This is a genomic window from Sphingobacterium zeae, assembly GCF_030818895.1.
In the GTDB taxonomy this organism is placed as follows: domain Bacteria; phylum Bacteroidota; class Bacteroidia; order Sphingobacteriales; family Sphingobacteriaceae; genus Sphingobacterium; species Sphingobacterium zeae.
On sequence record NZ_JAUTBA010000001.1, the window covers coordinates 4,887,536 to 4,912,072 of the forward strand.

At 39.2% G+C, this 24,537-nt stretch carries 25 protein-coding genes; 19 read left to right on the forward strand and 6 right to left on the reverse strand.

Features of this window, described 5'->3' with window-relative positions; all coding sequences use genetic code 11:
* The first annotated feature begins 12 nt into the window (after positions 1–12).
* The 6 genes from QE382_RS20455 to QE382_RS20480 all read left to right on the forward strand — a co-directional run bounded on the left by QE382_RS20455 (position 13) and on the right by QE382_RS20480 (position 7,782).
* A complete protein-coding gene (locus tag QE382_RS20455; protein ID WP_307187540.1) occupies positions 13–2,409 on the forward strand; it encodes an ABC transporter permease in 2,397 nt (798 codons plus the stop codon).
* 246 nt (positions 2,410–2,655) lie between these two features.
* Positions 2,656–2,880: a helix-turn-helix domain-containing protein gene (locus QE382_RS20460; RefSeq protein ID WP_307187541.1), complete on the forward strand. Its 225-nt coding sequence runs from the start codon at positions 2,656–2,658 to the stop codon at positions 2,878–2,880.
* A gap of 246 nt (positions 2,881–3,126) precedes the next feature.
* Entirely contained in the window at positions 3,127–5,529 is a 2,403-nt protein-coding gene (locus QE382_RS20465) for an ABC transporter permease (protein ID WP_307187542.1), read from the forward strand.
* A 255-nt stretch (positions 5,530–5,784) separates the two neighbouring features.
* A complete protein-coding gene (locus QE382_RS20470; protein ID WP_307187543.1) occupies positions 5,785–6,069 on the forward strand; it encodes an ABC transporter permease family protein in 285 nt (94 codons plus the stop codon).
* A 101-nt stretch (positions 6,070–6,170) separates the two neighbouring features.
* Positions 6,171–6,830 (forward strand): ABC transporter ATP-binding protein, encoded by a 660-nt coding sequence (locus QE382_RS20475; RefSeq protein ID WP_307187544.1) that lies wholly within the window; start codon positions 6,171–6,173, stop codon positions 6,828–6,830.
* Between the two features lie 103 nt (positions 6,831–6,933).
* On the forward strand, positions 6,934–7,782 hold the full coding sequence (locus QE382_RS20480; RefSeq protein WP_307187545.1) for a transglutaminase-like domain-containing protein: 849 nt from the start codon (positions 6,934–6,936) through the stop codon (positions 7,780–7,782).
* 8 nt (positions 7,783–7,790) lie between these two features.
* On the opposite strand, the gene QE382_RS20485 is transcribed toward QE382_RS20480, so the two are convergent.
* On the reverse strand, positions 7,791–8,951 hold the full coding sequence (locus QE382_RS20485; RefSeq protein ID WP_307187546.1) for a hypothetical protein: 1,161 nt from the start codon (positions 8,949–8,951) through the stop codon (positions 7,791–7,793).
* Between the two features lie 177 nt (positions 8,952–9,128).
* On the opposite strand from QE382_RS20485, the gene QE382_RS20490 reads away from it, so the two are divergent.
* From QE382_RS20490 to QE382_RS20545, 12 genes are all read left to right on the forward strand, one after another.
* On the forward strand, positions 9,129–9,779 hold the full coding sequence (locus QE382_RS20490; protein WP_307187547.1) for an epoxyqueuosine reductase QueH: 651 nt from the start codon (positions 9,129–9,131) through the stop codon (positions 9,777–9,779).
* Between the two features lie 103 nt (positions 9,780–9,882).
* Positions 9,883–10,419: a YceD family protein gene (locus tag QE382_RS20495; RefSeq protein ID WP_307187549.1), complete on the forward strand. Its 537-nt coding sequence runs from the start codon at positions 9,883–9,885 to the stop codon at positions 10,417–10,419.
* A 14-nt stretch (positions 10,420–10,433) separates the two neighbouring features.
* Positions 10,434–10,625 carry a 50S ribosomal protein L32 gene (rpmF, locus tag QE382_RS20500; protein WP_046672269.1) on the forward strand — a complete coding sequence of 64 codons (192 nt, stop codon included), beginning with the start codon at positions 10,434–10,436 and terminating at the stop codon, positions 10,623–10,625.
* Between the two features lie 106 nt (positions 10,626–10,731).
* Positions 10,732–11,670 carry a phosphate acyltransferase PlsX gene (gene plsX, locus QE382_RS20505; protein WP_293879633.1) on the forward strand — a complete coding sequence of 313 codons (939 nt, stop codon included), beginning with the start codon at positions 10,732–10,734 and terminating at the stop codon, positions 11,668–11,670.
* Between the two features lie 7 nt (positions 11,671–11,677).
* The gene (locus QE382_RS20510) at positions 11,678–12,667 is read left to right on the forward strand and encodes a beta-ketoacyl-ACP synthase III (RefSeq protein ID WP_293956477.1); all 990 of its coding nucleotides are present in this window, start codon (positions 11,678–11,680) and stop codon (positions 12,665–12,667) included.
* A 74-nt stretch (positions 12,668–12,741) separates the two neighbouring features.
* Positions 12,742–13,221 carry an acetyl-CoA carboxylase biotin carboxyl carrier protein gene (gene accB / locus QE382_RS20515; protein WP_307187552.1) on the forward strand — a complete coding sequence of 160 codons (480 nt, stop codon included), beginning with the start codon at positions 12,742–12,744 and terminating at the stop codon, positions 13,219–13,221.
* Between the two features lie 74 nt (positions 13,222–13,295).
* Positions 13,296–14,651, forward strand: a complete 1,356-nt coding sequence (accC, locus tag QE382_RS20520) for an acetyl-CoA carboxylase biotin carboxylase subunit (RefSeq protein ID WP_209581726.1) — start codon at positions 13,296–13,298, stop codon at positions 14,649–14,651.
* A gap of 76 nt (positions 14,652–14,727) precedes the next feature.
* Complete coding sequence (gene tatC, locus QE382_RS20525) at positions 14,728–15,588, forward strand: twin-arginine translocase subunit TatC (RefSeq protein WP_293956473.1); 861 nt, start codon at positions 14,728–14,730, stop codon at positions 15,586–15,588.
* A gap of 13 nt (positions 15,589–15,601) precedes the next feature.
* Entirely contained in the window at positions 15,602–16,048 is a 447-nt protein-coding gene (gene rpiB / locus QE382_RS20530; protein WP_294184119.1) for a ribose 5-phosphate isomerase B, read from the forward strand.
* A 178-nt stretch (positions 16,049–16,226) separates the two neighbouring features.
* Positions 16,227–17,801 (forward strand): M28 family peptidase, encoded by a 1,575-nt coding sequence (locus QE382_RS20535; protein WP_307187553.1) that lies wholly within the window; start codon positions 16,227–16,229, stop codon positions 17,799–17,801.
* A gap of 156 nt (positions 17,802–17,957) precedes the next feature.
* On the forward strand, positions 17,958–18,893 hold the full coding sequence (locus QE382_RS20540) for a DnaJ C-terminal domain-containing protein (RefSeq protein ID WP_307187554.1): 936 nt from the start codon (positions 17,958–17,960) through the stop codon (positions 18,891–18,893).
* Between the two features lie 4 nt (positions 18,894–18,897).
* The gene (locus tag QE382_RS20545; protein ID WP_307187555.1) at positions 18,898–19,188 is read left to right on the forward strand and encodes a chaperone modulator CbpM; all 291 of its coding nucleotides are present in this window, start codon (positions 18,898–18,900) and stop codon (positions 19,186–19,188) included.
* 22 nt (positions 19,189–19,210) lie between these two features.
* On the opposite strand, the gene QE382_RS20550 is transcribed toward QE382_RS20545, so the two are convergent.
* The 5 genes from QE382_RS20550 to QE382_RS20570 form a co-directional block, all read right to left on the reverse strand.
* On the reverse strand, positions 19,211–20,104 hold the full coding sequence (locus QE382_RS20550) for a hypothetical protein (RefSeq protein ID WP_307187556.1): 894 nt from the start codon (positions 20,102–20,104) through the stop codon (positions 19,211–19,213).
* Between the two features lie 15 nt (positions 20,105–20,119).
* Entirely contained in the window at positions 20,120–21,364 is a 1,245-nt protein-coding gene (locus tag QE382_RS20555; RefSeq protein WP_307187557.1) for an energy transducer TonB, read from the reverse strand.
* A 29-nt stretch (positions 21,365–21,393) separates the two neighbouring features.
* Positions 21,394–21,762, reverse strand: coding sequence for a BlaI/MecI/CopY family transcriptional regulator (locus QE382_RS20560; protein WP_307187558.1), 369 nt, complete (start codon positions 21,760–21,762; stop codon positions 21,394–21,396).
* A 143-nt stretch (positions 21,763–21,905) separates the two neighbouring features.
* Entirely contained in the window at positions 21,906–22,310 is a 405-nt protein-coding gene (arfB, locus tag QE382_RS20565) for an alternative ribosome rescue aminoacyl-tRNA hydrolase ArfB (RefSeq protein WP_307187559.1), read from the reverse strand.
* The gene (locus QE382_RS20570; RefSeq protein ID WP_307187560.1) at positions 22,307–23,026 is read right to left on the reverse strand and encodes a DUF1003 domain-containing protein; all 720 of its coding nucleotides are present in this window, start codon (positions 23,024–23,026) and stop codon (positions 22,307–22,309) included. The genes arfB and QE382_RS20570 overlap by 4 nt, the downstream gene beginning before the upstream one ends.
* A gap of 359 nt (positions 23,027–23,385) precedes the next feature.
* Between QE382_RS20570 and bshA the strand changes: the two genes are divergently transcribed.
* The gene (bshA, locus tag QE382_RS20575) at positions 23,386–24,528 is read left to right on the forward strand and encodes an N-acetyl-alpha-D-glucosaminyl L-malate synthase BshA (RefSeq protein WP_293956464.1); all 1,143 of its coding nucleotides are present in this window, start codon (positions 23,386–23,388) and stop codon (positions 24,526–24,528) included.
* Positions 24,529–24,537: the final 9 nt, after the last annotated feature.

Sequence of the window (24,537 nt, forward strand, 5' to 3'; positions counted from 1 at the left end):
CATATAAACCCTATGATAAAGAACCATCTTAAAACCGCCTGGCGGACATTGATGCGCAATCGTATCTATTCGCTATCAAACCTCGTTGGTTTAACGATTGCCCTGCTGGTTTTTATGCTAATCAGTTCGCTTGTCGTTGATGAGCTTTCCTACGACAGACAATGGAGCAACTCCAAAGCGCTCTACAGAATGCGCATTGTGCCCAAAGAAACGCAGAAAGAATTCACAAACAATAATTCGGGAGCTCCTGAAGGTATCTCTGCAACATTAAAAGCTCATTTCCCAGAAGTACTTGGCTATACTTCAATCAATTCATTTTCACCAAAATTAACAATAAACAAGCGCTCAGGGCAATTTACCGAAATCAATACGCTGGAAGTCGACAGCGGCTTTTTCCATCTTTTTGATACAAAAATCATCGCAGGTAATCCGAAACAGGTTATTTCCGGAGCAAAAAATATCACATTGACAGCTTCTGGGGTACAAAAATACTTCGGTGGCAAAGACGTGCTCGGTAGCACATTCTACAATAAACCTCAAGAAGGGGAACCCGAAGCTTATTATGTTAATGCCATTATTGAGGATATGCCCCATAACTCTTCCTTCCAGGCAGAAGCCTTCGTGCTGATGCCTAAGGTGAATGAATTCAATCCCGAAAAAAGTGGTTCGTTACAAACACAAATTCTATTGCTCAAAAGTACAACTGATGTTCAAAGTTTTTCAGACAAGATAAACAAGTGGTATAATACGCAAAAACTAGGTGATTGGATGAAAGAGCACAATCTTTTTATTGAGCCCATCACAGATATACACTTGCGAAGTATTACAGGTTGGGAAAACCCGATGCAAGACATTTATCTGCTAGCAGGAATAGGGATCTTGATCCTTGTGTTGGTCAGTATCAATTACATCAACTTGAGCTTTGCCCATGCACTCAAACGCACACAGCAGATCGGTATACGCAAAGTACTGGGAGCAAGCCGAAAAAATGTGATCCTACAAATGGGCCTAGAGAGTAACATACTCTTTGCCGGCTCTTTTCTGATTGCATTTTTGAGTTACGTGCTTATCAGTCCTGCATTTGAACACTATTTAGAACATCCATTGACCATGAGCTACCAACATTCCCTATTCATGTTTGTTGGATTGCTATCCATGTGGATCATTCTGGGCTGGCTTTGTAGCCTACCTACGGCCTTGTCACTATCAAAAACACGGCCGTCCCTAGAACTTCGGAAACAGCTTTCTTTCTTCAAGCTCCCGCTAAATATGGCATTTACCAAAGTGCTGGTGATTGTACAGTTTGCCATTGCCATCGTCGTAGCGATTTGTATGGTGTCCATGCGGGCACAATTGCATTACCTGTACAACAAAGATCTTGGCTATGCCCCCAAAAATCTCTTGACCATCAATTATACCTCCTGGGACGGAAAAGATCAGGCCTTCAAACAAGAGCTATTAAAACATTCGTACATTTCTTCGGTCAGTCTCACAAGCTGGACGCCCTTTAGTGGCAGTGTAGATTTTAAAACAGTAAAAGACCCTATCAATCCGAACGAAGAACTCCCAGTTGTATTTGTCTATGCGGATTATGATTACATCAAAACAATGGGTATAAAGCTCCTGAATGGCCGGCCTTTAAGTGCGGACTATGCGCTGGATAGGCCATTTACGGATTCGATACAGGCCGGGCAACAGGTCTTTACCAATATGCTCGTTTCCGAACAGACCGCCCAACGGCTGTCTTTAAAACTTAATAAGAGCAATGAGCCTTTAAACAATACACCCGTAGGCATATTTAAAGAGTTCAACGGAGCAAGTCTAAAGTTTCCGATCGGTCCTTTTGCGATTAAAGCGCAAAATGAATGGGAAGGCAGCTGTATGCTTATCCGCGTAGAAGAAGGTAAGAAAAAGGAAGCTTTAGCACTGGTAAACAGCACTTGGAACAACTTTTTCCCTAACCGGATAGCGCAGATCAACTGGCAGGAAGATCAGGTACTTCATCAGTATAACAAAGAGAAAAAGCAGTACCAACAATTGGCACTTTTTACAGGAGCCAGTATGCTGATTGCTATCTTAGGGATCGTAGCCATTGCCATTTATACGTTAGAACGAAGAGTAAAAGAAATTGGTATCCGTAAAGTGCTCGGTGCTTCGGTAAATACGATCACCTATATGATTTCCAAATCATTTATTTTACTCCTGCTGATAGCGATTCTGATTGCTTTCCCCATAGCATGGTGGTTTATACACAAATGGCTGGAAAACTTTTACTACCATATCGATGTTCCGATTGCTCTCTTTGTTTTCACGGGATTGTTTATGGGTTTGACGACATTAACGATTATTGCTATCCGGATATTCCAGACAGCCCGCATCAATCCCGTAGATAGTTTGCGGGATGAATAAGAAAAAATAAGCCGTAGGTGTGCAAATTTAAATCGAGCAAACTGTTATTTAGCTAAAGGGAATGAAAGTTTATAATTGGTGTAAGTTTTTTGAATTTTCGCTGTTTTCATAATTGGTACATTGAAATAATATAGATTTTCGATACAAAAAAATAGAAAATATTTCAAAAACAAAAACATTTGTATAAATAAAAATAACATTATCTATATTTATCTATACAAAAGGACAGATTATTAAAATAAAAGGATGACAAAACTAGGCGAATTTCTAGCGAAGAAATCTGTGAATAAATCCCAGATTGCCCGCAAAACAGGATTGAGTAAAGCGAGAATTAATGAATTGACCATGACCGAGACCTCTAAATTACGTTTAGATGAAATGTATTTGATTGCTCTGGCCATTGATACAGATCCGGCCAAAATGATGCTTGAACTTTGCGAACATCTCCAACTGAAAGAGATTAAGGACTAGGATGCCTTCCTAGAGCCCTTTAATAAGATGATCTGTGCGGTATTGGACGAAAAACTGTTCGATATCGTACAGCCTCAAAATCCAACAAACAAGACAAAAAAACTAAAAACCAACAACTTAACAAAATGGCAATACAATTGACTTCAGTCTAATGTCTAGATTAACTGGTCGATTACCGATCGACCAATAAGATCTTAAAAATGTATTGTTATGATAGGAAATAGTCTTAAAATCGCTTGGCGAAACATGGCAAAAAATAAGCTCTATTCTTTTATAAAGATCGGAGGATTTGCTTTTGGTATCGCAATCTGTATGCTCATCGTACTGTATATCAAGCATGAGACCAGTTACAACAAGTTTTATCCAGCAATGGATCGCACCTATCGTCTCGTCGTTCAGCTCCCGATCGAAGGTAAAATTCAACGTTGGGTATCACTCTCGGCTCCCGTTGCCCCGACGCTGAAAGCCGAAATTCCCGCTATCGAGCAAACTGGCCGAATACTCCCTAACCCTTTATTTGGCGCCGGAAGTAACCAGCTCTCCCTGAATGATAATCCACAAAGCTTTTATGATGATGGCTTTGTCTATATTGATCAATCTATTCTTGACATGTTTCCGACACCCATGGTTTCAGGAACTCTTGCCCACGCATTGGATCAACCCAATACACTGGTCATTACAAAAAGTAAAGCAGAAAAATACTTTAAAAATGATCCTATCGGACAGACCATTTATCTGAACAATAACAGATCCAAGCTGTATACCATTACCGGCGTGATCGAAGATATACCCAAAAACTCCACTTTAGCAGGTTATAGCTTTTTCATGTCGCTCGCAGGCGAACCCTTTTATCCCGGCGAACAGAACCAATGGCTCAGCAATAATTATACGGTCTACGTTAAATTAAAGCCGCAATTCAATATCGAACAAACCGAAAAGGAGATTTTAAGAAATTATAAAGCGCACTATTTACCTGAATATAAAAAATCAGGACGTAAACTCAATCCTTTATTCGAACAGGCAAAAATCAACTTACAAAATGCACTTGACATCCATTTGAAATCTTCCGATATCGATGACGATAAAGTCAGTACATTGAATCGGGGAGATGTCCGCATGGTCTGGACTTTTGCCATCGTCGCATTGTTTATTCTTTTGATTGCCTGTATCAATTTTATTAACCTATCGACCGCCAATGCTGCTACAAGGTCCAAAGAAATTGGCATCCGAAAGACAATTGGTTCGACAAGGATATCATTGATCGGACAATTCCTGCTCGAGGCAATTTGTTATAGTGTATTGTCTTTGCTTGTTGGTCTATTGTTGAGTTGGTTTTTGTTGCCCATATTCAACAATCTCGCCAATAAGTCCCTCACCATCCCATGGACATCTCCTTACTTTTTCCCATCTTTATTATTGGCAATATTGATCATCGGCAGCCTGGCCGGAATCTATCCAGCTTTGTATTTATCTCGATTCAAACCGATTGCCGCATTGAAAAACAAAACCACCGGAGCAAAATCTTCATTATTCAGAAATGGCCTTGTCGTCTTTCAGTTTGCTACGTCTATCATCCTTATTGTAAGTGCCTTGGTGACCAATCAACAGATACGTTATATCCTTGAAAAAGATTTAGGTTTCAAAAAGGAACAGGTCATTATCCTACGTGGTATTGGTACATTGGGGAATCAGATCCCAAGCCTTAAAAATGAGTTGAAGTCCATTACAAATGTAAGTTCCGTTTCCTTAGGCGATTTTATTCCAGTTCCCATTGATGGTGCCAAAAGAAACGGCAACCCATTTTGGAATGAGGGCAGACGGGAGATCGATATGGCGACACAGGGACAGTTTTGGGAGATTGACCAGGATTACCTTGAGACCTTCGGATTGCAACTGAACAAAGGTAGAAATTTCGATTCCAACATGGCCACAGACAGCACGGCTGCCATCATCAACCAAAAATTGGCGAATGACCTGGGATTAAAAAATCCCATCGGATCAAAAATAACCAATGGCGATACCTGGACAGTCGTTGGTGTTGTGGACGATTTTATTTTTGAGTCGCTGAAAGGTAAAGGATACGCTGGCTTATGTATGGTATTACGGGGTTATCCCTCACTTTTATCCATTAAAGTTAAACCCGAAAACCTACAGGAGACCCTGAGCGGAATTAACAGTGTATGGAATAAATTTTCACCCAATCAAAAGATCAATTACAGTTTTTTGGATGAGAGCTTTGCTTCCCTTTATCAAGATGTTGAACGGACGAAAAATATATTCAGCTGTTTTGCAATCGTCGCCATTTTTGTGGCCGCCCTCGGTCTCTTTGGACTAGCCACCTATGTGACACAACAACGGACAAAAGAAATCGGTGTGCGGAAGGTGCTTGGCGCAAGTACGATGAGATTACTGAAACTGCTGTCTGGAGACTTTATAAAATTGGTGTTTGTTGCCTTGGTCATTGCCTCACCTGTTGCGTGGTGGGCAATGAACCAATGGCTCAGAGATTTCAACTATAAAATAGATATCAACTGGATGTACTTTTTCTTGGCCGGCATGGGCGCTATCCTCATCGCCTTAGGTACCATTAGTTATCAGACCTGGAAGGCTATCAGGACCAACCCCGTCGATAGTCTAAGAGATGAATAAAGTCAGGAGAACTTAAAAATTGGTGTTTGTTGCCTTGGTAATTGCCATGCCTGTTACGTGTGGGCAATGAACCAGTGGCTTAGGGGGAATGGATGTTCGATTGTGAACGAAAACTGTTCGAAATCGAACATCCAATAACAAAACAAAAATACGATAAGTGATTTATAATAAAAATATTACGACACTGGCAAGGGTATTGTAATTTTAATTGAGTGAATTGGTTCGCATTAGTTTAAACATAATATCCTTTAAAAAATGGCAAAAAATGATTTCAAACTAGCTTGGCGCAAACTCCTAAAAAACAAAGGTTTTACTTTCTTAAATATTCTTGGTCTGACCCTGGGTTTTACAGGTTTTATCCTTTCCTATCAATACATCAATCGGGAAACGAGTTACGATAAATGGAATTCACTTCAGCTGTCCTGGTGGTCGTTTTTGATTCCAATATTTTGCATATTTATGTTGATATTATTTTCCATCAGCTTTCAATCTATAAAAGTCGCCAAAACAAATCCAGTAGATAGCCTGCGCGATGAATAAAAGATAATATGAGCAGTGAGGGACCTTATTCCGCAGTCGAACAGTAATTATGATGACTAAAAAAATATAAATACAAATATCTAAGATCTCAATACTAAGAAATGATACAATTAAAAAATTTATTCAAGTGGTATAATGTAGGTGGTACACGCTCATTCGTCCTTAAAGATGTAAGTCTAGATATCGCTGAAGGCGATTTTATCTCCATCATGGGTCCATCGGGGTCTGGAAAATCGACCCTGCTGAATATTATCGGTATGCTTGATGAACCTGACGAGGGTGGGTATTTTTTTATGGGCGAGAATGTATTGGAAATGAAAGCGAAAAAAAGAACGCAGCTTTACCAGTCCCATATTGGCTATGTATTTCAAGCTTATCATCTCTTGGATGAATTGACTGTATACGAAAATATCGAAACGCCCTTGATCTATAAAGACATTTCAAGCAAAGAAAGAAAAGCCATTGTGGCCGATATGCTCGATCGTTTTGGCATCGTTGGAAAGAAAGACCTATTTCCAGCGCAGTTATCTGGTGGTCAACAACAGATTGTCGGTATTGCACGTGCATTAGCAGGTTCGCCTAAATTATTACTGGCCGATGAACCTACGGGCAATTTAAATTCCAAGCAGGGTGAAGAAATCATGGATTTATTCAAACAGCTCAACGATGACGGTGTGACGATCATACAAGTAACGCATTCGGAAAAGAATGCAGAATACGGCAAAAGAATTGTCAATATGCTGGATGGTCAGCTTAAATAATTGTACGCCAAATTAACCTGAATAATCCCTCCCCGGTTAGTAAATTACTGGGAGGGGGATTTTTGTATAGTATTTCTCGAATCAATTTTTTAACTTCGTTAGGATGAATGAGAGAGAGTTGAAATCGCTAATATCCCTGTTGGACGACACCGACCAACAGATTGTTCAGGAAATTGAACATCAATTAAAAAGTCAAGGCCCTGAGATTGTACCCTATTTGGAAAGATTTTGGGAATCGAGCTTTGATGCCCATATACAAGGACGTCTGGAAAATATCATTCATGAAATTCAGTTTGATCAGATCAAAAACGAGCTACAGATCTGGAGCCTGAGCAACTCATTCAACCTATTGGAAGGATTAATTATCCTCAATAATTATCAATATCCTTCTTATGAAAACCATAAAATTGTTTTGGCGATAGAAGACCTCAAAACTGAGGTATGGCGAGGCCTTCATTACGACATGACTCCACTGGAAAAAGTGAACTTGATGAACCACGTTCTTTTTGGGTCTTTCGGCTTAGCTGGGAATACAAAGGACTATCATCACCCACAGAACTCCTATATTGGTCAGGTGCTTGACACAAAAAAAGGAAATCCCCTAACCTTATCATGCATCTACAGCATCATTGCACAGAAACTGGACATTCCAATCTATGGAATTAATTTGCCAAAGCATTTTGTGTTGGCGTATATGGATATGGACGAAGAAGGGAATGAACAAGTTCTATTTTACATCAATGCATTCAACCGCGGTCAGATAATGCAAAAAAGTGATGTAAATTCGTTTTTGAAGCAACTGAACCTATATCCAGATAGAGCGTTTACCTATCCCTGCGATAATGTTACAATCATTAAACGTGCTTTACGAAATTTGATGTCTGCCTACGAAGAGCATGAAAGTTCAAGCAAGCAACAGGAAATCAGAACACTGTTTGAACTGCTTGCTTAAACTATTTATTAAAAGTTTGTAGTCGAACGACCATCCAAAAAGATATAATTTGGATTTAGACTTCCATACGTTTTCGCTGTGATATTGGGTTGTATGTTGCCTTCTTCTAACAATGGAAAGCGTGAAATTGTACGATTCGTTAGATCAGAAACATAAAAGAATTTTCCTTCGTTGGCCCGATCATCAATCGCTACTCCCCATGGTTTTTCTAAGCCCGTATTTGCGCCACCGACAACATAATCAGGTTCGACATCTGTTTTGTCTGTAGTCCCACTAAACAAAGCGGCAGGATTTTTAAAAAATAATACGTCTTTACCCGATGTTACCGCGAATAAGCCCTTATTGGGTGCATAAGATACGGGACCCAGTTGTGTTCTTCCTTTGATATAGACTTTCATCATTGGCTTGAATTTATCTGATTCAATAATTGTATCACGCGCCTGATTAATCAATTGTTGTTGAAGATTGGCATAAACAGCAAATCCACTTCCCTTACCTGAGCCGTCACTATTAAAACCTATAACTACTAACTTATCATTGTTATCGCTGCCATTGAGCAGGGTCAGCGAACTCGGAACAACAGTTCCCAGATTTATCTGCTTGTCAATAATAGGTGCTCCACCCTTGGAGCCGACCTTCCCAGAAGGTGTACTAATGGCATACAACATGGAGCTACCGGCTCCACGGTTTGTCACGGCTAAAAGAAACGGAATCGTTGTCGCTGAAGTAGCACTATTTTGTTGCGAAAACGTGTAGTAGGCCAAGCCCATGACATTCGTAAAACCACGGTATCCAATTGCGCCTGAATTACCAGGAATCCCATAGATATCATTTGCAAATGGAATAACTTGTAAAAATGTATCCTGCGGTGTAATACTTGCCTGGAAGACGGCCTTAGCATTCGCATCAAAGAGAATCGGCCCGCCCCCTTTAGCCGGAGATAGGTATTGATAGATATTATCCAAATTGTTGGTGTCTGCTGGATCAACAATCATCATATTCTTCAGGGAAGAATTATTCGGATCATAATCCAAAAAAGAAATATACAATCTTGATATCTGCGTGATGCGTCCTTCGTTTGTTGGTTCATCATCCAATTTCTTACAGGAAACAAAACCTATCATACTGATGAATACTATGATAATACAGGCTTGAAACGAAAATTTCATATTTTTTTATTAAAAATAGTGTATTGCGTTAAACATACAAATCTACTAATATATGTAGAATATAAATGAATTTATATGATTCTTTTAAGGGCAACCCCTTCAAAGTAAAACGGAAATATTTGTCAATTCGCTACTTTTTGATTAAAATTGCCTTTGTTTTTGTTAGGATATACGATTATGGAAAATAAGGAATTTGTAAGGGAGAAATTAACGTTACCTGGAGAAGGCAAGAAATTACTTTTACACTCCTGCTGTGCTCCTTGTTCTGGAGAAGTAATGGAAGCACTCATTGCTTCAGATATCGATTTCACGATTTATTTTTACAATCCAAACATTCATCCACGCAAAGAATATGATTTACGCAAAGAGGAGAACATTCGATTTGCCGAAAAACATCATATTCCTTTTATTGATGCAGATTATGACGTAGACCATTGGTTTGATTTAGCCAAGGGGATGGAACAAGAGCCTGAGAGAGGCATTCGCTGCACGATGTGTTTCGATATGCGTTTTGAAAAAACAGCGGAATATGCATCAGCGAATGGCTTTGATGTGATTTCAAGTTCATTGGGCATTTCTCGCTGGAAAAATATGGAGCAAATCAACGATTGCGGTTTACGTGCGGCTTCTCGCCATGAAGGTATGGAATATTGGACCTTCAACTGGCGTAAGAAAGGTGGTTCGGCCCGTATGTTGGAAGTCTCCAAGAAGGAGAAATTCTATATGCAGGAGTATTGCGGCTGCGCTTATTCGCTGCGCGACACGAATAAATGGCGCATGGCAAATGGGCGCGAAAAGATAGAGTTAGGCAAAAATTATTATGAATAAGCCCTATCATTGGTAGTTATAAAGCTTGGTCTTAGAATATTTAAAAAAAATATTTCGATCCTAATGATTTTATACATACCTTTGCAGGCTCAAATGCAAGATTGTGAAACATCTAAAACAATATAGAATTCCCTTTTCGGGGCTCAACGCTGGAAAGCACAATTTTGAGTTTGACATTAATAAAAAGTTCTTTGACTGCTACGAACATTCGATTGTAAAAGATGGCAATCTGAAAGCAGAAGTTGAGTTGCAAAAACAGGAGAACCTGTTGATATTGCATTTTGATATCCAAGGTGAAATTCTGTTGACTTGTGATACCTGCTTAAAAGAGTTTATGTCACCGATTTCAATTCAAGAGCGGATATTAGTCAAATTCACGGATGAAGATTGGACAGATAATACTGAAGAGGTATTGATCTTATCCAAAAGCGACCATGAGTTGGATATAGCTGAGCTATTGTATGAATACATTAATTTAGCTGTTCCCTATATCGTCAAATGTGAAGAGCAGGGAGAAGGCATACAATGTGATCCTGAGATGCTCGCATTATTCACAAGCGAGCCAGAATCAGAGGAACAAAAAGAAGAAGAAATTATCGACCCACGTTGGGAAGCATTGAGAAATATTAAAAATAACTAAAACAAGAATACGAGATGGCACATCCAAAACGTAAGACTTCTAAATCAAGAAGAGACAAAAGAAGAACACATTATAAAGCTGAAGCTCCAAGCTTGACAGTATGTAAAGAAACTGGCGCAGTTCATTTACCTCACCGTGCATATACTGTAGACGGAAATTTGTACTACAACGGTAAATTGATCATTGAAAATACAGCTGTTGTCTAAGGTAAACCTTTCATAACGCCAAAACATCCCAGACAAGCACTATTTTAGGAATTTGCTTTACTTTGGGATGTTTTTTGCGTATTATTGATTTACTAAATAATAACGGATGAAGATTGGTTTAGATATTTTAGGAGGAGATTATGCTCCTAAAGCAACGATAACAGGTGCTATTGAAGCACAAAAGCAGCTTACTGGAGACCAAAAAATAGTCCTTTTTGGTAAAACTGAAGAGACAAAACAATTAATCAATCAAGCCGGAGGGAATTCATCTGACTTTGAATATGTTGAGGCTCCAGAAATCATTGCAATGGGTGAACATCCAACCAAAGCAATAACTCAAAAACCCAACTCAAGTATTGCGAAGGGATTTGACTATTTAAAAAACAAAGAAATCGACTCATTCGCTTCTGCTGGTAACACCGGCGCTATGCTCGTGGGCTCGATGTTCAGCGTTAAAGCTATCCCAGGCGTACTGCGTCCTGCTATAGCATCCATCGTTCCCAAATTGAAATCAGGCTTCGGGATCTTATTGGACGTCGGCGCAAATGCGGACTGTAAACCAGAGATGTTGAACCAATTTGCAATCTTGGGAAGTGTCTTTGCCGAACATGTGTTTAATGTATCCAACCCTAAAGTCGGATTATTAAATATCGGAGAAGAAGAAGAAAAAGGAAACATCCTAACAACCTCTACCTACCCCCTACTAAAAGCCAACGACAAAATTAACTTTATCGGAAATGCAGAAGGTCGCGACCTGTTCAGTGACCATGCAGACGTATATGTCTGTGATGGATTTACAGGAAACGTCGTCTTGAAACTTGCAGAATCATTTTATGTAGTAACGTTGAAAAAGGGTTTTAAAGATGATTTTTTCGACCGATTCAACTACGAACAGTACGGCGGTAGCCCCATCCTGGGAGTGAATGCTCCTGTCATTATTGGCCACGGTATTTCGACACCTGAGGCCATTAAAAATATGGTTTTATTTTCAAGAGATATGATCGAGTCTAAGTTCATTGACAGCATCAGATCTATTTTCAATTAGAATATTTATGTCAAAGATTCACGCCGCAATTACGGCTGTAAATGGTTACGTTCCAGATTACATCCTAACCAACAAAGAATTGGAAACAATGGTCGACACTAACGACGAGTGGATCGTTTCCAGAACGGGAATCAAAGAGCGTCGCATATTAAAAGGCGAAGGGCTTGCTACTTCAGATCTTGCTGTACCTGCGGTTCAAGGTTTATTGAAAAAAAGAGGCATAGCTGCTACAGATATCGATCTTATCATCTTTTGTACCAGTACTCCAGATATGCTGTTCCCTGCCACAGCTAATATCCTTGCCGATAAAATTGGAGCGACCAATGCTTGGGGATTTGATCTTCAGGCTGCATGCTCAGGATTCTTGTTCGGCTTGAATACGGCAACGCAATTTATCATTGCTGGTACACACAAAAAAGTACTCGTTGTCGGTGCAGACAAAATGTCTTCGGTCATCAATTATCAAGACCGCAATACCTGTATCCTATTTGGTGATGGTTGTGGTTGTGTACTACTGGAACCTAATGAAGAAGGGATGGGTATACAAGATGCTATTTTAAAAACCGATGGTTCTGGGGGACAATTTTTGAATATCAAAGGTGGAGGTTCACTTAACCCTGCGTCACATGCAACGGTAGATGCAGGATTGCACTATGCCTATCAGGAAGGCCGTACTGTATTTAAATTTGCGGTAACCAATATGGCAGATGTTGCGCACGAAGTGATGGTCAAAAACAATCTTAAATCGGAAGATATCGCTTGGTTGGTACCTCATCAGGCCAATAAACGTATCATTGATGCTACAGCAGAGCGCGTGGGACTGCCGGATGAGAAGGTCATGGTGAACATTCAAAAATATGGTAACACAACGAGTGGTACAATCCCTTTGTGTTTATGGGAATGGGAATCGCAATTGAAGAAAGGAGATAATCTTATCCTTGCCGCTTTCGGCGGTGGTTTCACTTGGGGATCCATCTATTTAAAATGGGCGTATTAATTGTCCATTTTATGGTATAATTTATTACTTTTGACAGTTAGAATTTTTTAGAAACAAACAAAACCTAGAATACTATGGGTATGGATATCAAACAAATTCAGGACTTGATTAAATTCGTTTCAAAATCAGGTGTGAATGAAGTCTCGATTGAAGAGCAAGATTTTAAAATTACAATAAAAACAAATCAAGAGCCTACGTATGTGACAGCTTCTGTTCCTGCTGTTGCCCCTATCGCTGCTCCTCAAGTTGCGCAAGCGGCGGCACAAGCTCCTGTAGCTAGTCCTGCAGCGCCAGCTACAAATGCAGATGCAAACTTGATTACAATCAAATCACCAATGATCGGTACATTCTACCGTTCTGCAGGACCTGGCAAACCGTCTTTCATCAATGTTGGTGATGATATCAATACAGGTTCTGTATTATGTATCGTTGAAGCAATGAAATTATTCAACGAAATTGAATCTGAAGTTTCAGGTAAAATCGTTAAGATTTTGGTAGAAGATGCTCAACCTGTTGAGTTCGACCAACCATTATTCTTAGTTGAGCCTAAATAATTTACAATTGCGTAAATGAATATATGTAGCCTCCAAAGGGCTACATTTTTTTGCAAACTTCATAATTCAAGACAATGTTCAAAAAAATATTAATTGCTAATAGAGGAGAGATTGCCCTGCGCATTATCCGTACCTGTCGTGAAATGGGTATCAAAAGTGTTGCAGTATATTCTACTGCTGACCGAGATAGCCTACACGTAAGATTTGCGGATGAAGCCGTTTGTATTGGTCCTCCTCCAAGTAGAGATTCTTACTTAAACATTCCGAATATTATTTCTGCTGCCGAACTGACAAATGCTGATGCTATCCATCCAGGATATGGCTTCTTATCCGAAAATGCGCGCTTTTCAGCGATATGTGCAGAGTATGGCATTAAATTTATTGGTGCTACAGCCGAACAGATCGAGAAAATGGGTGATAAATCGCGTGCTAAGGATACCATGAAAAAAGCTGGTGTTCCTACAGTGCCCGGGTCAGAAGGTTTGATCTCAAATGTAAAAGAAGGCATTTCATTAGCCAATGAAATCGGTTATCCTGTTATCATCAAAGCAACTGCTGGTGGCGGTGGTCGTGGGATGCGTATCATTTGGAAAGATGAAGAATTCGAACCGGCTTGGGATTCTGCACGTGTTGAATCAGCGGCAGCTTTCGGTAATGATGGAATCTACCTTGAAAAATATGTGGAAGAACCTCGTCATATTGAATTTCAGATTGTAGGTGATCAATTTGGCACTGTATGCCACCTATCTGAACGTGACTGTTCAATTCAACGCCGGCACCAAAAACTGATCGAAGAATCTCCATCTCCATTTATGACTCCTGAGTTGAGAGCAGAAATGGGTGAAGCTGCTGTGAAAGGTGCCAAAGCGGTGAACTATGAGGGCGCAGGTACGATCGAATTCTTAGTTGACAAACATCGTAACTTCTACTTTATGGAAATGAATACCCGTATCCAGGTAGAACATCCAGTAACGGAAGAAGTCATCAACTTTGATTTGATCAAAGAACAGATTAAAGTGGCAGCGGGAATTCCGATCTCGGGAAAAAATTATGAACCGCAGATGCATGCCATTGAATGTCGTATCAATGCAGAAGATCCTTTTAATAACTTCCGCCCTTCTCCAGGTAAGATCACGAACTTTCACTCACCAGGTGGGCATGGAGTACGTGTAGATACCCATGTATATTCAGGATACACGATTCCGCCTAATTACGATTCGATGATTGCGAAATTAATCACTGTGGCACAAACACGTGAGGAAGCAATCAGCACGATGGAACGAGCACTAAGCGAATTTGTCATCGAAGGGATCAAAACAACCATCCCTTTGCACTTAAGATTGATGCGTGATCCTAACTTTAGAGCAGGTAATTTCACGACGAAGTTTATGGAAACTTTCGATCTAACTGAATATCCTGTAGAAGATTAAATAAAATTATCTTTACACACATAAAAAATACCATTCTTTACAATAAGAATGGTATTTTTGTTTTCAAACAATTTTTATGAGTACACCTAATTCGAAAGATCTTATACAAGCTATTAAAGATAAAGGGAAGAACATAGAAGCAGAGATGTCGTTCTTTGACCACCTTGAGGTTTTAAGATGGCATTTGGTCCGTTCAGCAATTGCGATCTGTATCTTTGCAGGTATTGCTTTTACATTCTATGATTTCGTATTCAACGATATCATCATGGGGCCAAAAAATCTAAATTTTTGGACCTATCGCATGATGTGTAAAGCAGCCGACGCTTTCAATCTGGCAGACTTTTGTGTAAAAAAAATTCCTTTTAATATCATCAATACCGAACTAGCAGGTCAATTTATGCTTCAGATAAACTCCTGTTTATTGATGGCTTTGATGATGGGTTTCCCTTATCTCCTTTTTGAAATTTGGTTATTTGTAAAACCAGCATTAACAGACGTAGAAAGACGGTCTGCCCGTGGGTTTGTATTCTATGCTTCGCTATTGTTTATTTTAGGGGCGCTCTTCGGATACTACATCGTTGTACCATTGTCCATCAACTTTCTAGCAAATGTATCGTTAAGTGATGAAATCGTCAACCAGATTACCATTGATAATTACCTTTCGACCATTTCAACTTTAACGTTGGGCTGTGGTATTGTTTTCCTACTTCCGATACTGGTATTTATTCTCTCTAAAATCGGTATTATGACTCCAGAATTTATGCGAGCCAGCCGTCGTTATGCAACAGTCATTATTTTAGTGATAGCAGCGGTTATAACACCTTCGGCAGATGTGATCACCATGCTCACAGTTGCGGCACCAATGTTCCTATTATATGAAATCAGTATTATGGTTTCTGCGGATGTTAAAAGAAAAAAATTAGCACAAGAAAAATAAAATAACAATAAAAATGAGCAGCGTAAAGAAAATTGCAATTGGAAGTGACCACGCGGGTTTTGAGTACAAAACAGCTTTGGTAAGCTTTTTGAAAGAACTGGGCTATGAAGTAACAGATTTTGGAACAAACTCTCCAGACTCAGTTGACTATCCAGATTTCGCACATCCGGTTGCATCAGCAGTGGAAAATAAAGAAGCAGATGCCGGAGTTTTAATTTGTGGCAGTGCAAATGGAGTTGCGATCACAGCCAATAAGCACCAAAATATTCGCGCTGCTATCTGTTGGTTGGAAGAAATCTCTGCTTTGGCCCGTCAGCATAATGATGCAAACGTAGTGTGTATACCAGCACGTTTTATCGATCTTGAGCTTGCTAAAAAGATTATCAATACATTTATAAACACAGCATTCGAAGGCGGACGTCACGCTAATCGGGTAGACAAAATCGCTTGCAGCTGTTAATAAATTAACATATTTTAAGATGCGGATGAGAGGTAAATGATACTTTTCATCCGCTTTTTTTTTTTATATTGTGCAGATACTGAACATACTCAGATCTATCTGCAAGTTGATAGCGGATGTAGAGCCAACTAAAAACTCAAGATAAAGCTTAAAAACTAGAAACAGTAAAAAATAAACAATGAAAAAAATATACAACCTGCTTTGGATCGCATGCTCGCTGATGAGCTGTGCTAAAGCACAGGACGTAAACAGTAAATATGCGGAGGAAATCACGGTAGAATCTACGCAAAAGCATCTGCGCACTTTAGCTTCTGTCGATTTTGAAGGCAGAGGAACGGGGCAAAAAGGAGGACGCCTAGCTGCGGAATATATAGCCAATGAATTTAAAAAGTATGGCCTTACTGCACCTGTCGATGGATCTTATTTCCAGCCCCTGCAGCTTATTCGAAACAGCTTCAAGGTAAAGCAATTTAGTATTAATGATAGACCTTTTCAACATGGCAAAGATATTTTTGTCATTGGCAACAATGAAAACAAGTTTTTCGAGGGTAATGAAATCGTTTTTATTGGCTATGGTATTGATGATCCCAAATATTCGGATATCGCTGGTATGGATCTCCACAATAAGATCGTTATGCTAATCAACGAGCATGAACCAACAGATGAAAAGGGTAATTCATGGATCAGCAAAACAAAGACTCCATCTAATTGGTCAACAACCAGAAATAAAAAAGTTAAGGAAATCCTTAAACACAATCCTAAGATGATATTGGCTATTAATAGTCAGTTATCTCAACTTTTGGAAGATGCCGGAGACCGAGCTACGGAAGGACGCTACAATTTAGCTATAGATCAACCCGCACCAGAGAAGTCGCCTATGATCCCTGTTGTCAATATTACTGATCATGCGGCCAACTATGTTTTGAATCTAGCGCGAACTAACCTTACCGCTATAGTTTCAAAGATTAATCGATCTGGACAACCAAGTTCTTTTGTTATTCCTACTAATTTTAAAGCGGAGTTTGGTACCAATGCCGCTACTTTGGCTGACCCAAATATTCTTGGTTACCTGGAAGGAACAGATAAAAAAGATGAAGTCGTGGTGATAGGAGGCCACTATGACCACGATGGAATAGATTCCAAAGGAAATATCTTCTTTGGGGCCGATGACAATGCCTCGGGCACAACAGCCGTCCTTGAGTTGGCACGTGTTTTTTCAAAAGCTAAATCCGCTGGAAATGGCCCTAGACGCAGTATTTTGTTCATTACCTACGCGGCAGAGGAAAAAGGACTATTAGGATCCAAATTTTATACCGAAAACCCAGTATTCCCATTGAAAAATACTGTAGCCTGCATAAATATTGACATGATTGGCCGTGTAGACGATAAGCATCTCAAAGGAAATCACAATTACATTCACGCAATTGGTTCAGATAAATTGAGTTCGGAATTGTATCAAATCAATAAGAGTGAGAATGAGACACATACGAAAATGGAGATCGACTACACCTACGACAATCCAAAGGATCCTATGCGCCTCTACTATCGCTCCGATCATTACAACTTTGCCAAGAAAGGTATACCCTCAGTCTTTTACTTTTCGGGCTTGCATCCGGATTATCACACGCCTGCAGATACCTATGACAAGATCGACTTCCCGTTGATGGTTAAACGTGAAAAGCTTGCATTCTACACGGCATGGGAAATTGCCAATCGGGAAAATCGGCTCGCTGTCGACACGAATAAAGAATAAAAGCGAAATATCCGATGTAATTAAAATTATTTTCCTGTATAAAAAAGCAGGTGAACGAAGGTTTACCTGCTTTTTTTTATACCTTAAAATGATCTTCAGAATAAACATTTTATCGGTAATTATTGTTAACTTTAATATAAAAAACAAGTATAATTTATGGCTTTTGTAGATTACTATAAAGTGCTCGGCACTGATAAGACAGCCTCAGCTGATGAGATCAAAAAAGCATATCGAAAACTAGCCCGTAAATACCATCCTGATGTCAACCCTAACGACAATGAGGCCAAACAAAGATTTCAGGAGATTAATGATGCGAATGAGGTGTTATCTGACCCTGAAAAGCGTAAAAAGTATGACCAATATGGTGAGCACTGGCAACACGGGGAAGAATATGAAAAAGCGCAACAGCAATACCGCCAATCCCAGTCGTCCGCAGGCAATCCGTTTGGAGGGAGTGCCAATCCATTTGGTGGAAACAGGGGCTCTCAAGAGTATACCGGAAACTTTGACGACGGCCAATTTTCTGATTTCTTTGAACAGATGTTCGGGAGCAGAAGTGGCGGCGGACGGCAAAGCACATTTCGTGGACAGGATTTTAATGCCGAACTCAGCTTATCTTTACAAGAGGCCTACACCACCCATGCACAAACATTTAATATCAACGGAAAAAATATCCGTATCACAATTCATGCGGGAGTCGAGGATGGCCAAAAAATCAAACTTAAAGGCTATGGAGGCGAGGGTATAAACGGCGGTCCAAAGGGAGATCTTTACATAACGATCAACATCGCGCCCGATGGTCGTTTTAAACGTCAGGGAAGCGACTTGTATACAACACTTGACATCGATCTCTACACTGCTATATTAGGCGGCGAGGCTATGCTAGATACATTCGGTGGAAAAGTGAAATTAAAAATAAAAGCTGAAAGTCAAAATGGTGCAAAAATGCGTCTTAAAGGAAAAGGATTTCCTGTGTATCGAAAAGATGGCGAATTTGGAGATCTATATGTTACATTAAATATACAAATGCCGAGCAATCTGACTGCCGAAGAAAAAACATTGTTTCAACAATTGAAGGATCTAAAGAAATAATATTATGGAAACGACACTCATAAGAGTCATAGACTTCTGCCAGTCCAGAAAGGTTGAAACAACTTTTTTGGAAACGATGGTTGAATATGGTCTCATACACATCGTCATTCAACAGGAAGAACAATATATCGATGAAGACGATCTTCAGAAACTGGAACGTTTTTCAAATCTCTACTACGAGCTTGAAGTGAATCCTGCCGGAATTCAGGTGGCCAGCCATTTATTGGACAAAGTGGAACAGCTTCAAAATGAAATCTTGCATTTAAAGAATAAATTAAAATCCTTGGAATACTGATCCAAGGATTTTAATTTATTCTTTAAAATTCGACATCTCGCTCTGTGTTTACTTTGGTCTGCCAAACAATTTTATCCTGCAAAGTTGTATACAGAATTTCATAATCTCCTTTACAGGTGACAAAGGATCCATAAAAATCATTGGGCTTCATGACGCGATAAACAACCAATTTTCTTTTTCCCTCAACCACACCATAGGCCTTCATTAACATGAAGCCTGTCTTATTTACCTTCTCTTCGGGAATTTTATAATCCAAATGGGAACGGCTAATGCCGTCATCTGGGCATAAAATTTCGGTACGGCTCGGTGTAAACTTATAACGATCGCGGTACATGGCCACATTCGACATGACAATGTCCTTAGCCCATGCGATGTCGGTAAAATCCTCGGGAACGAGAAAAATCAAAGAAACCATTTTTTCCTGCCAAAGTCGGCCGTTAACAGGGATTACAAAATGAAGCAACTTCTGCCTCTTAAACGGTGTGATGTTATAAAAATATCGCCCTTCTTTATGCTGTTCGCGTTGAAAATAACTTAGATTCAGCAGATGGTTTTTGTTTCCTTTTACATTTGGTGAATTGTTCACTATGGCAAGCATATCATAGCTATATTTCCCTTCCAAATGTCCAGAAAATAGCACGCTGTAAGCAGTGTCCGAATACCGCAAGTGGCGTAATACCTTGCGAAACCTACGCGCAACTTTATCGGCATTGATTGGACTACTATTGCCTTGCCAATTTTTGCTCTCCATAATATCATCTCCTATAAATACGGTGAGCTCTTTATTGAGATTAACAAAATATTCGTCTCCCTCAACAGCAAAACCATTAGGAACGACCTGATAAGATTTACATGAAGAGAGCGTCGCAAAGGCGATAATGATATAGAAGACTCGGATGATTATGGTGTGCATCATGTAATACTTGATGTTTTATTTTGCTAGATTAAGACGAATGGGCAATGTATAGGCAACTCGTACTGGTCTACCACCGACGAACGCCGGTTTCCATCGTTTTGCACTTTCCATGAGTTTCAACGTTGCTTCTTTGGTGCCATAACCAAGATCCTTTTTAACATTAATATGGGATAAACTACCATCTATTTCAACAATAAAATTGACTTCAATCATACCACTGACATTATGTTCCACAGCCTGTTTTGGAAACTGAAAATTATTGCCTATCCAAATCATAAATGACTGCATTCCCCCTTCTGGAGCTGGCTTCACTTCGACCCGATCAAAAGAAATAGTATCCAATTGTTCATTGAACTGTAGGTGGCTACGCTTTGTTTGTTTAGGCGGGTAGGTCTGATGATCGAATGCAGCCACCTGCTTAACACCTGACTCAACAGCTAAAACCATTCCTTTTGCCCTGCTCGTATTAAATATCATGGTTGAAGTAAGTACAACCAGGATGATCGGTAAGATAGATACATATAGCAGCTTATATTTACCCGCGGATTTATTCTTAAATAACATCATAATTCTCTTCTTTAAAAATGAATGATTTGAAAACTCATGTGTCAGCGGTAGCTGATCTACCTGTAATGCATGAGCAACCAACATTTCTGCATATGCTACTCTATCTGTCGAACAGATTTCATCTGCGATACATTCGTGCTGGAACTTTAACTCCTTTTGAAAGAAATATAAGATAGGATTAAACCAGTTGAAGATTTTCAATAGTTCTATTAAAAGCAAATCATACGAATGCCGCTGATCCACATGAACACGCTCATGAGATTCGATAGTGCTTCTATTCTTAATCGCTTCGCCAATGAAGACCTTATCGAAAAATGAAAAACTTAAATAGTCATGCTTCTGAGCTAACGTCTTTACCAACATTATTCCTCTCCAAATAAAAAAGCCCGCGCTAAAGGCAACACCAATCCAATACACGCAAGTCAAGATGTATATCAAATAAATAGGTTGCTCTTGCGGACCACCAATGGCGATATCCATATAGGTAATCAAATCTACATGCGGAATCTGATATTCGACCATCTCTATATTTGGCAATTCGATAAAGATTCCTATAGGAGCCAATAAGGAAAACAGGGCCATTCCAATCAAATAAATTCGATTCCATTGAAAAAAAGTCAGCCTTCTAAAAATCAGTTTATAGAGTACAAAACTGATAATCAATGAAATATTGACAATCAATAAATAAATCATAATCAAAAAGTTTATAAAGGTTTTGGTTGTTATTTATTACGTTCAATTATAGACAGGATTTCATCAAGTTCCTGAACGTCTAATCTATTCTCTTCCAAAAAATAAGAAAGCATACTTTTGGGGGAATTATCAAAATAATTGGTTAGTAATTTTCCTGTAATACCTTTCTTATATTCCTCTTTTGAAATCTTAGGTAAATATTGATGGCTTTTTCCAAAAGATTCATGCGTCACAAAACCCTTCGTTTCGAGAATACGAACGATGGTCGACACTGTATTGTAGGCAGGTTTCGGTTCTGGCAATCGATCAACAATCTCTTTGACAAAGCCACGCCCCATGTCCCAGAGCTCTTTCATAATTTGCTCTTCAGCTTTCGTTAATTCTTTAAAATCTTCCATAACTTTTATAGCATAAAAAATACTGTTATAATAACACGTCATCTAAGTTAAAACTAAATATTTAGTTTTACAACTATATTTTTAGTTTTACATTAAAACACTGATAAACAATACTTTTTATTAAAGATTCTAATTTTTTGAATTTATTCCTCGAAGTTCTTCTTGCGTGAAGCTTTCAGTTGAGCTTGTTGCTTTTTTCTGTCTAACCTTTTTAAAATACTTGAATAAGGTATTTTTGTTTTCTTTCTGGCCTTTATTGGTACAAGCGCGGACTCCAAAATGCGCCTGAAGCGATCGACTGCAATTTCTTTATTCCGGACCTGTGATCGATCGATATCACATTCCAGTTGAAATATTCCATATTTATTTATGCGATTTGCCAAAACTGTATAAATCATCGCCTTTTCTTCAACAGAAACAGCTGTGGAAACCTCGACATTCCACTGGAGCAATACTTTGGATGACACCTTGTTTACGTGTTGTCCGCCTGCTCCGCCTGACCTGGAAAACTTAAATGTTAGTTCGCCTATTACTCCTTCTAAATTCATTTTTCTTTAAATGCTTCTTCTATCTTTTCCATCTTTTTTAGCAAAAACCCCAATTTTTCCACTTGATCGCGTTGTACTTCGGCAAGTTCCTGCTCTTTACGGATAATGAGATGATCGATTTTCTCATGCAATTCCCTAATTTCGAGCTCAGCTTTTAGGTTAACCATATAATCATTTCTAGCACGTTCGCGATCCTTATCTTCCTGCCTATTTTGACTCATCATAATAACGGGAGCCTGCAACGCTGCCACACAGGACAGAATCAGGTTAAGTAAAATAAAAGGATAGGGATCAAATCCTTTATTATTTAACCAGTAGATATTGGCTATGATCCAAACGATTAAAAAAAAGATAAAGGAAATAATAAAGACCCAGCTTCCACCAAATTCAGCCACTTTATCTGCAACTTTATCCCCTAAGCTGACCGGTTCATTTGTATCCCCATCCAAACTCGCACTAATGACCTTATTTTCCTTAAAGCTATTAATTACCTGTTGATCCAGTTGACTTAACTGCCCAGACTCATCCTTCAAAAACTCGGATATATAAGCTTCTTTGAACCGTGTCAACTCTGTCGAAGCAATAAATTTATCTTTGCCAAAGCTTGGATACTCCTTTTTTATCAGCTTAAAAATTGGCTGTCGAATTGAAGCCCCCAAAATACGTTGTTCAGAAGGAAATTGCTGTCCTGAAATATCACTTATAAAGTTATCCATATACCGATTAAATGTCTATTTAAAGATAGCGCTTTTTAACCAATCAAAAAATTCACAAAACTATGGCAATTGGTTTTTGTTATTTTACGCATAAATAGTCGAAATTTGCAGCACAAAATTTAGGAGTAATCCTCTTTAAGTTTTCGTGTTGCCATAAAATGATTGTAGAAGACAATCTTCAGATGAAATAGCTTCTTGTTGGTCTGATGAATAAATGTACTATATTGCGATAAACATCGCATTTATTTAGAAGAAAATAGTCGGAATACTAACATGAGGTTCACGGAACCCTTTAAAATAAAATTGAACAGTGCATACTAGTGATGCCGTTAAATATACGCTCAGACATAATTACGCAGATGAAAATAGGAATTGTTTGTTATCCCACCTTTGGTGGAAGTGGTGTAGTTGCAACCGAACTCGGAAAGGCTTTGGCCGCTAATGGACATGAGATCCATTTTATTACCTATCGACAACCTGCACGACTGGATTTCTTCTCTGAAAACCTATACTACCATGAGGTAGCTGTTTCGCAATATCCGCTTTTTGACTTTCTACCCTATGAATCTGCATTAGCCAGCAAACTGGTAGATGTTGTTCGTTTCGAAAAGTTGGATTTGATCCACGTCCACTATGCAATCCCACATGCATCGGCGGCATTTATGGCAAAACAGATCTTGCTTACTACCTATGGCATTACTATTCCAGTAGTAACAACCTTACATGGCACAGATATTACGCTAGTGGGTAAGGACAAAAGTTTTAGTCCCGTTGTTACATTCTCCATCAATCAATCAGATGGCGTAACTGCAGTATCACAGAATCTTAAAGATCAGACGCTGGGATACTTTGACATCACCCGCGACATCAAGGTGATCCCAAACTTTATTGATTTGGACAGGTTCAGCAATAAAGACCGTTCACATTTCAAAAAAGCGATTGCTCCGGGCAATGAACGGATATTGGTTCATACGTCCAACTTCAGAAAGGTTAAAAATACGGAGGATGTCATTCGTATTTTTAAGAAAGTACATGATGTAATCCCTTCGAAGCTTTTAATGGTTGGAGATGGTCCCGAGCGTCGAAATGCCGAAGAGCTTTCGAGAGAACTTAATGTATGCCAAGACATACGTTTCTTGGGTAAACAAGATGCGGTGGAAGAAATACTATCCGTATCGGATCTTTTCCTAATGCCTTCAAGCTCGGAAAGCTTTGGACTTGCAGCACTAGAGGCCATGGCCTGCCAAGTTCCGGTGATTTCTTCTAATACGGGTGGTTTACCTGAACTGAATAAAAATGGTGTCACAGGATTTCTCAGTGCGGTGGGCGATGTGGATGACATGGCAAAAAATGCAATCTATATTCTGGAAGATGGTGAGCGTCTACAGAAATTTAAAGAAGCAGCATTAAATCACGCCAAAGAATTCCAATTGTCTAATATTATGCCTCTTTATGAGCAATATTACCAAAAAGTCATTAATCAAACCATAAAACCACAATAAATATCACTT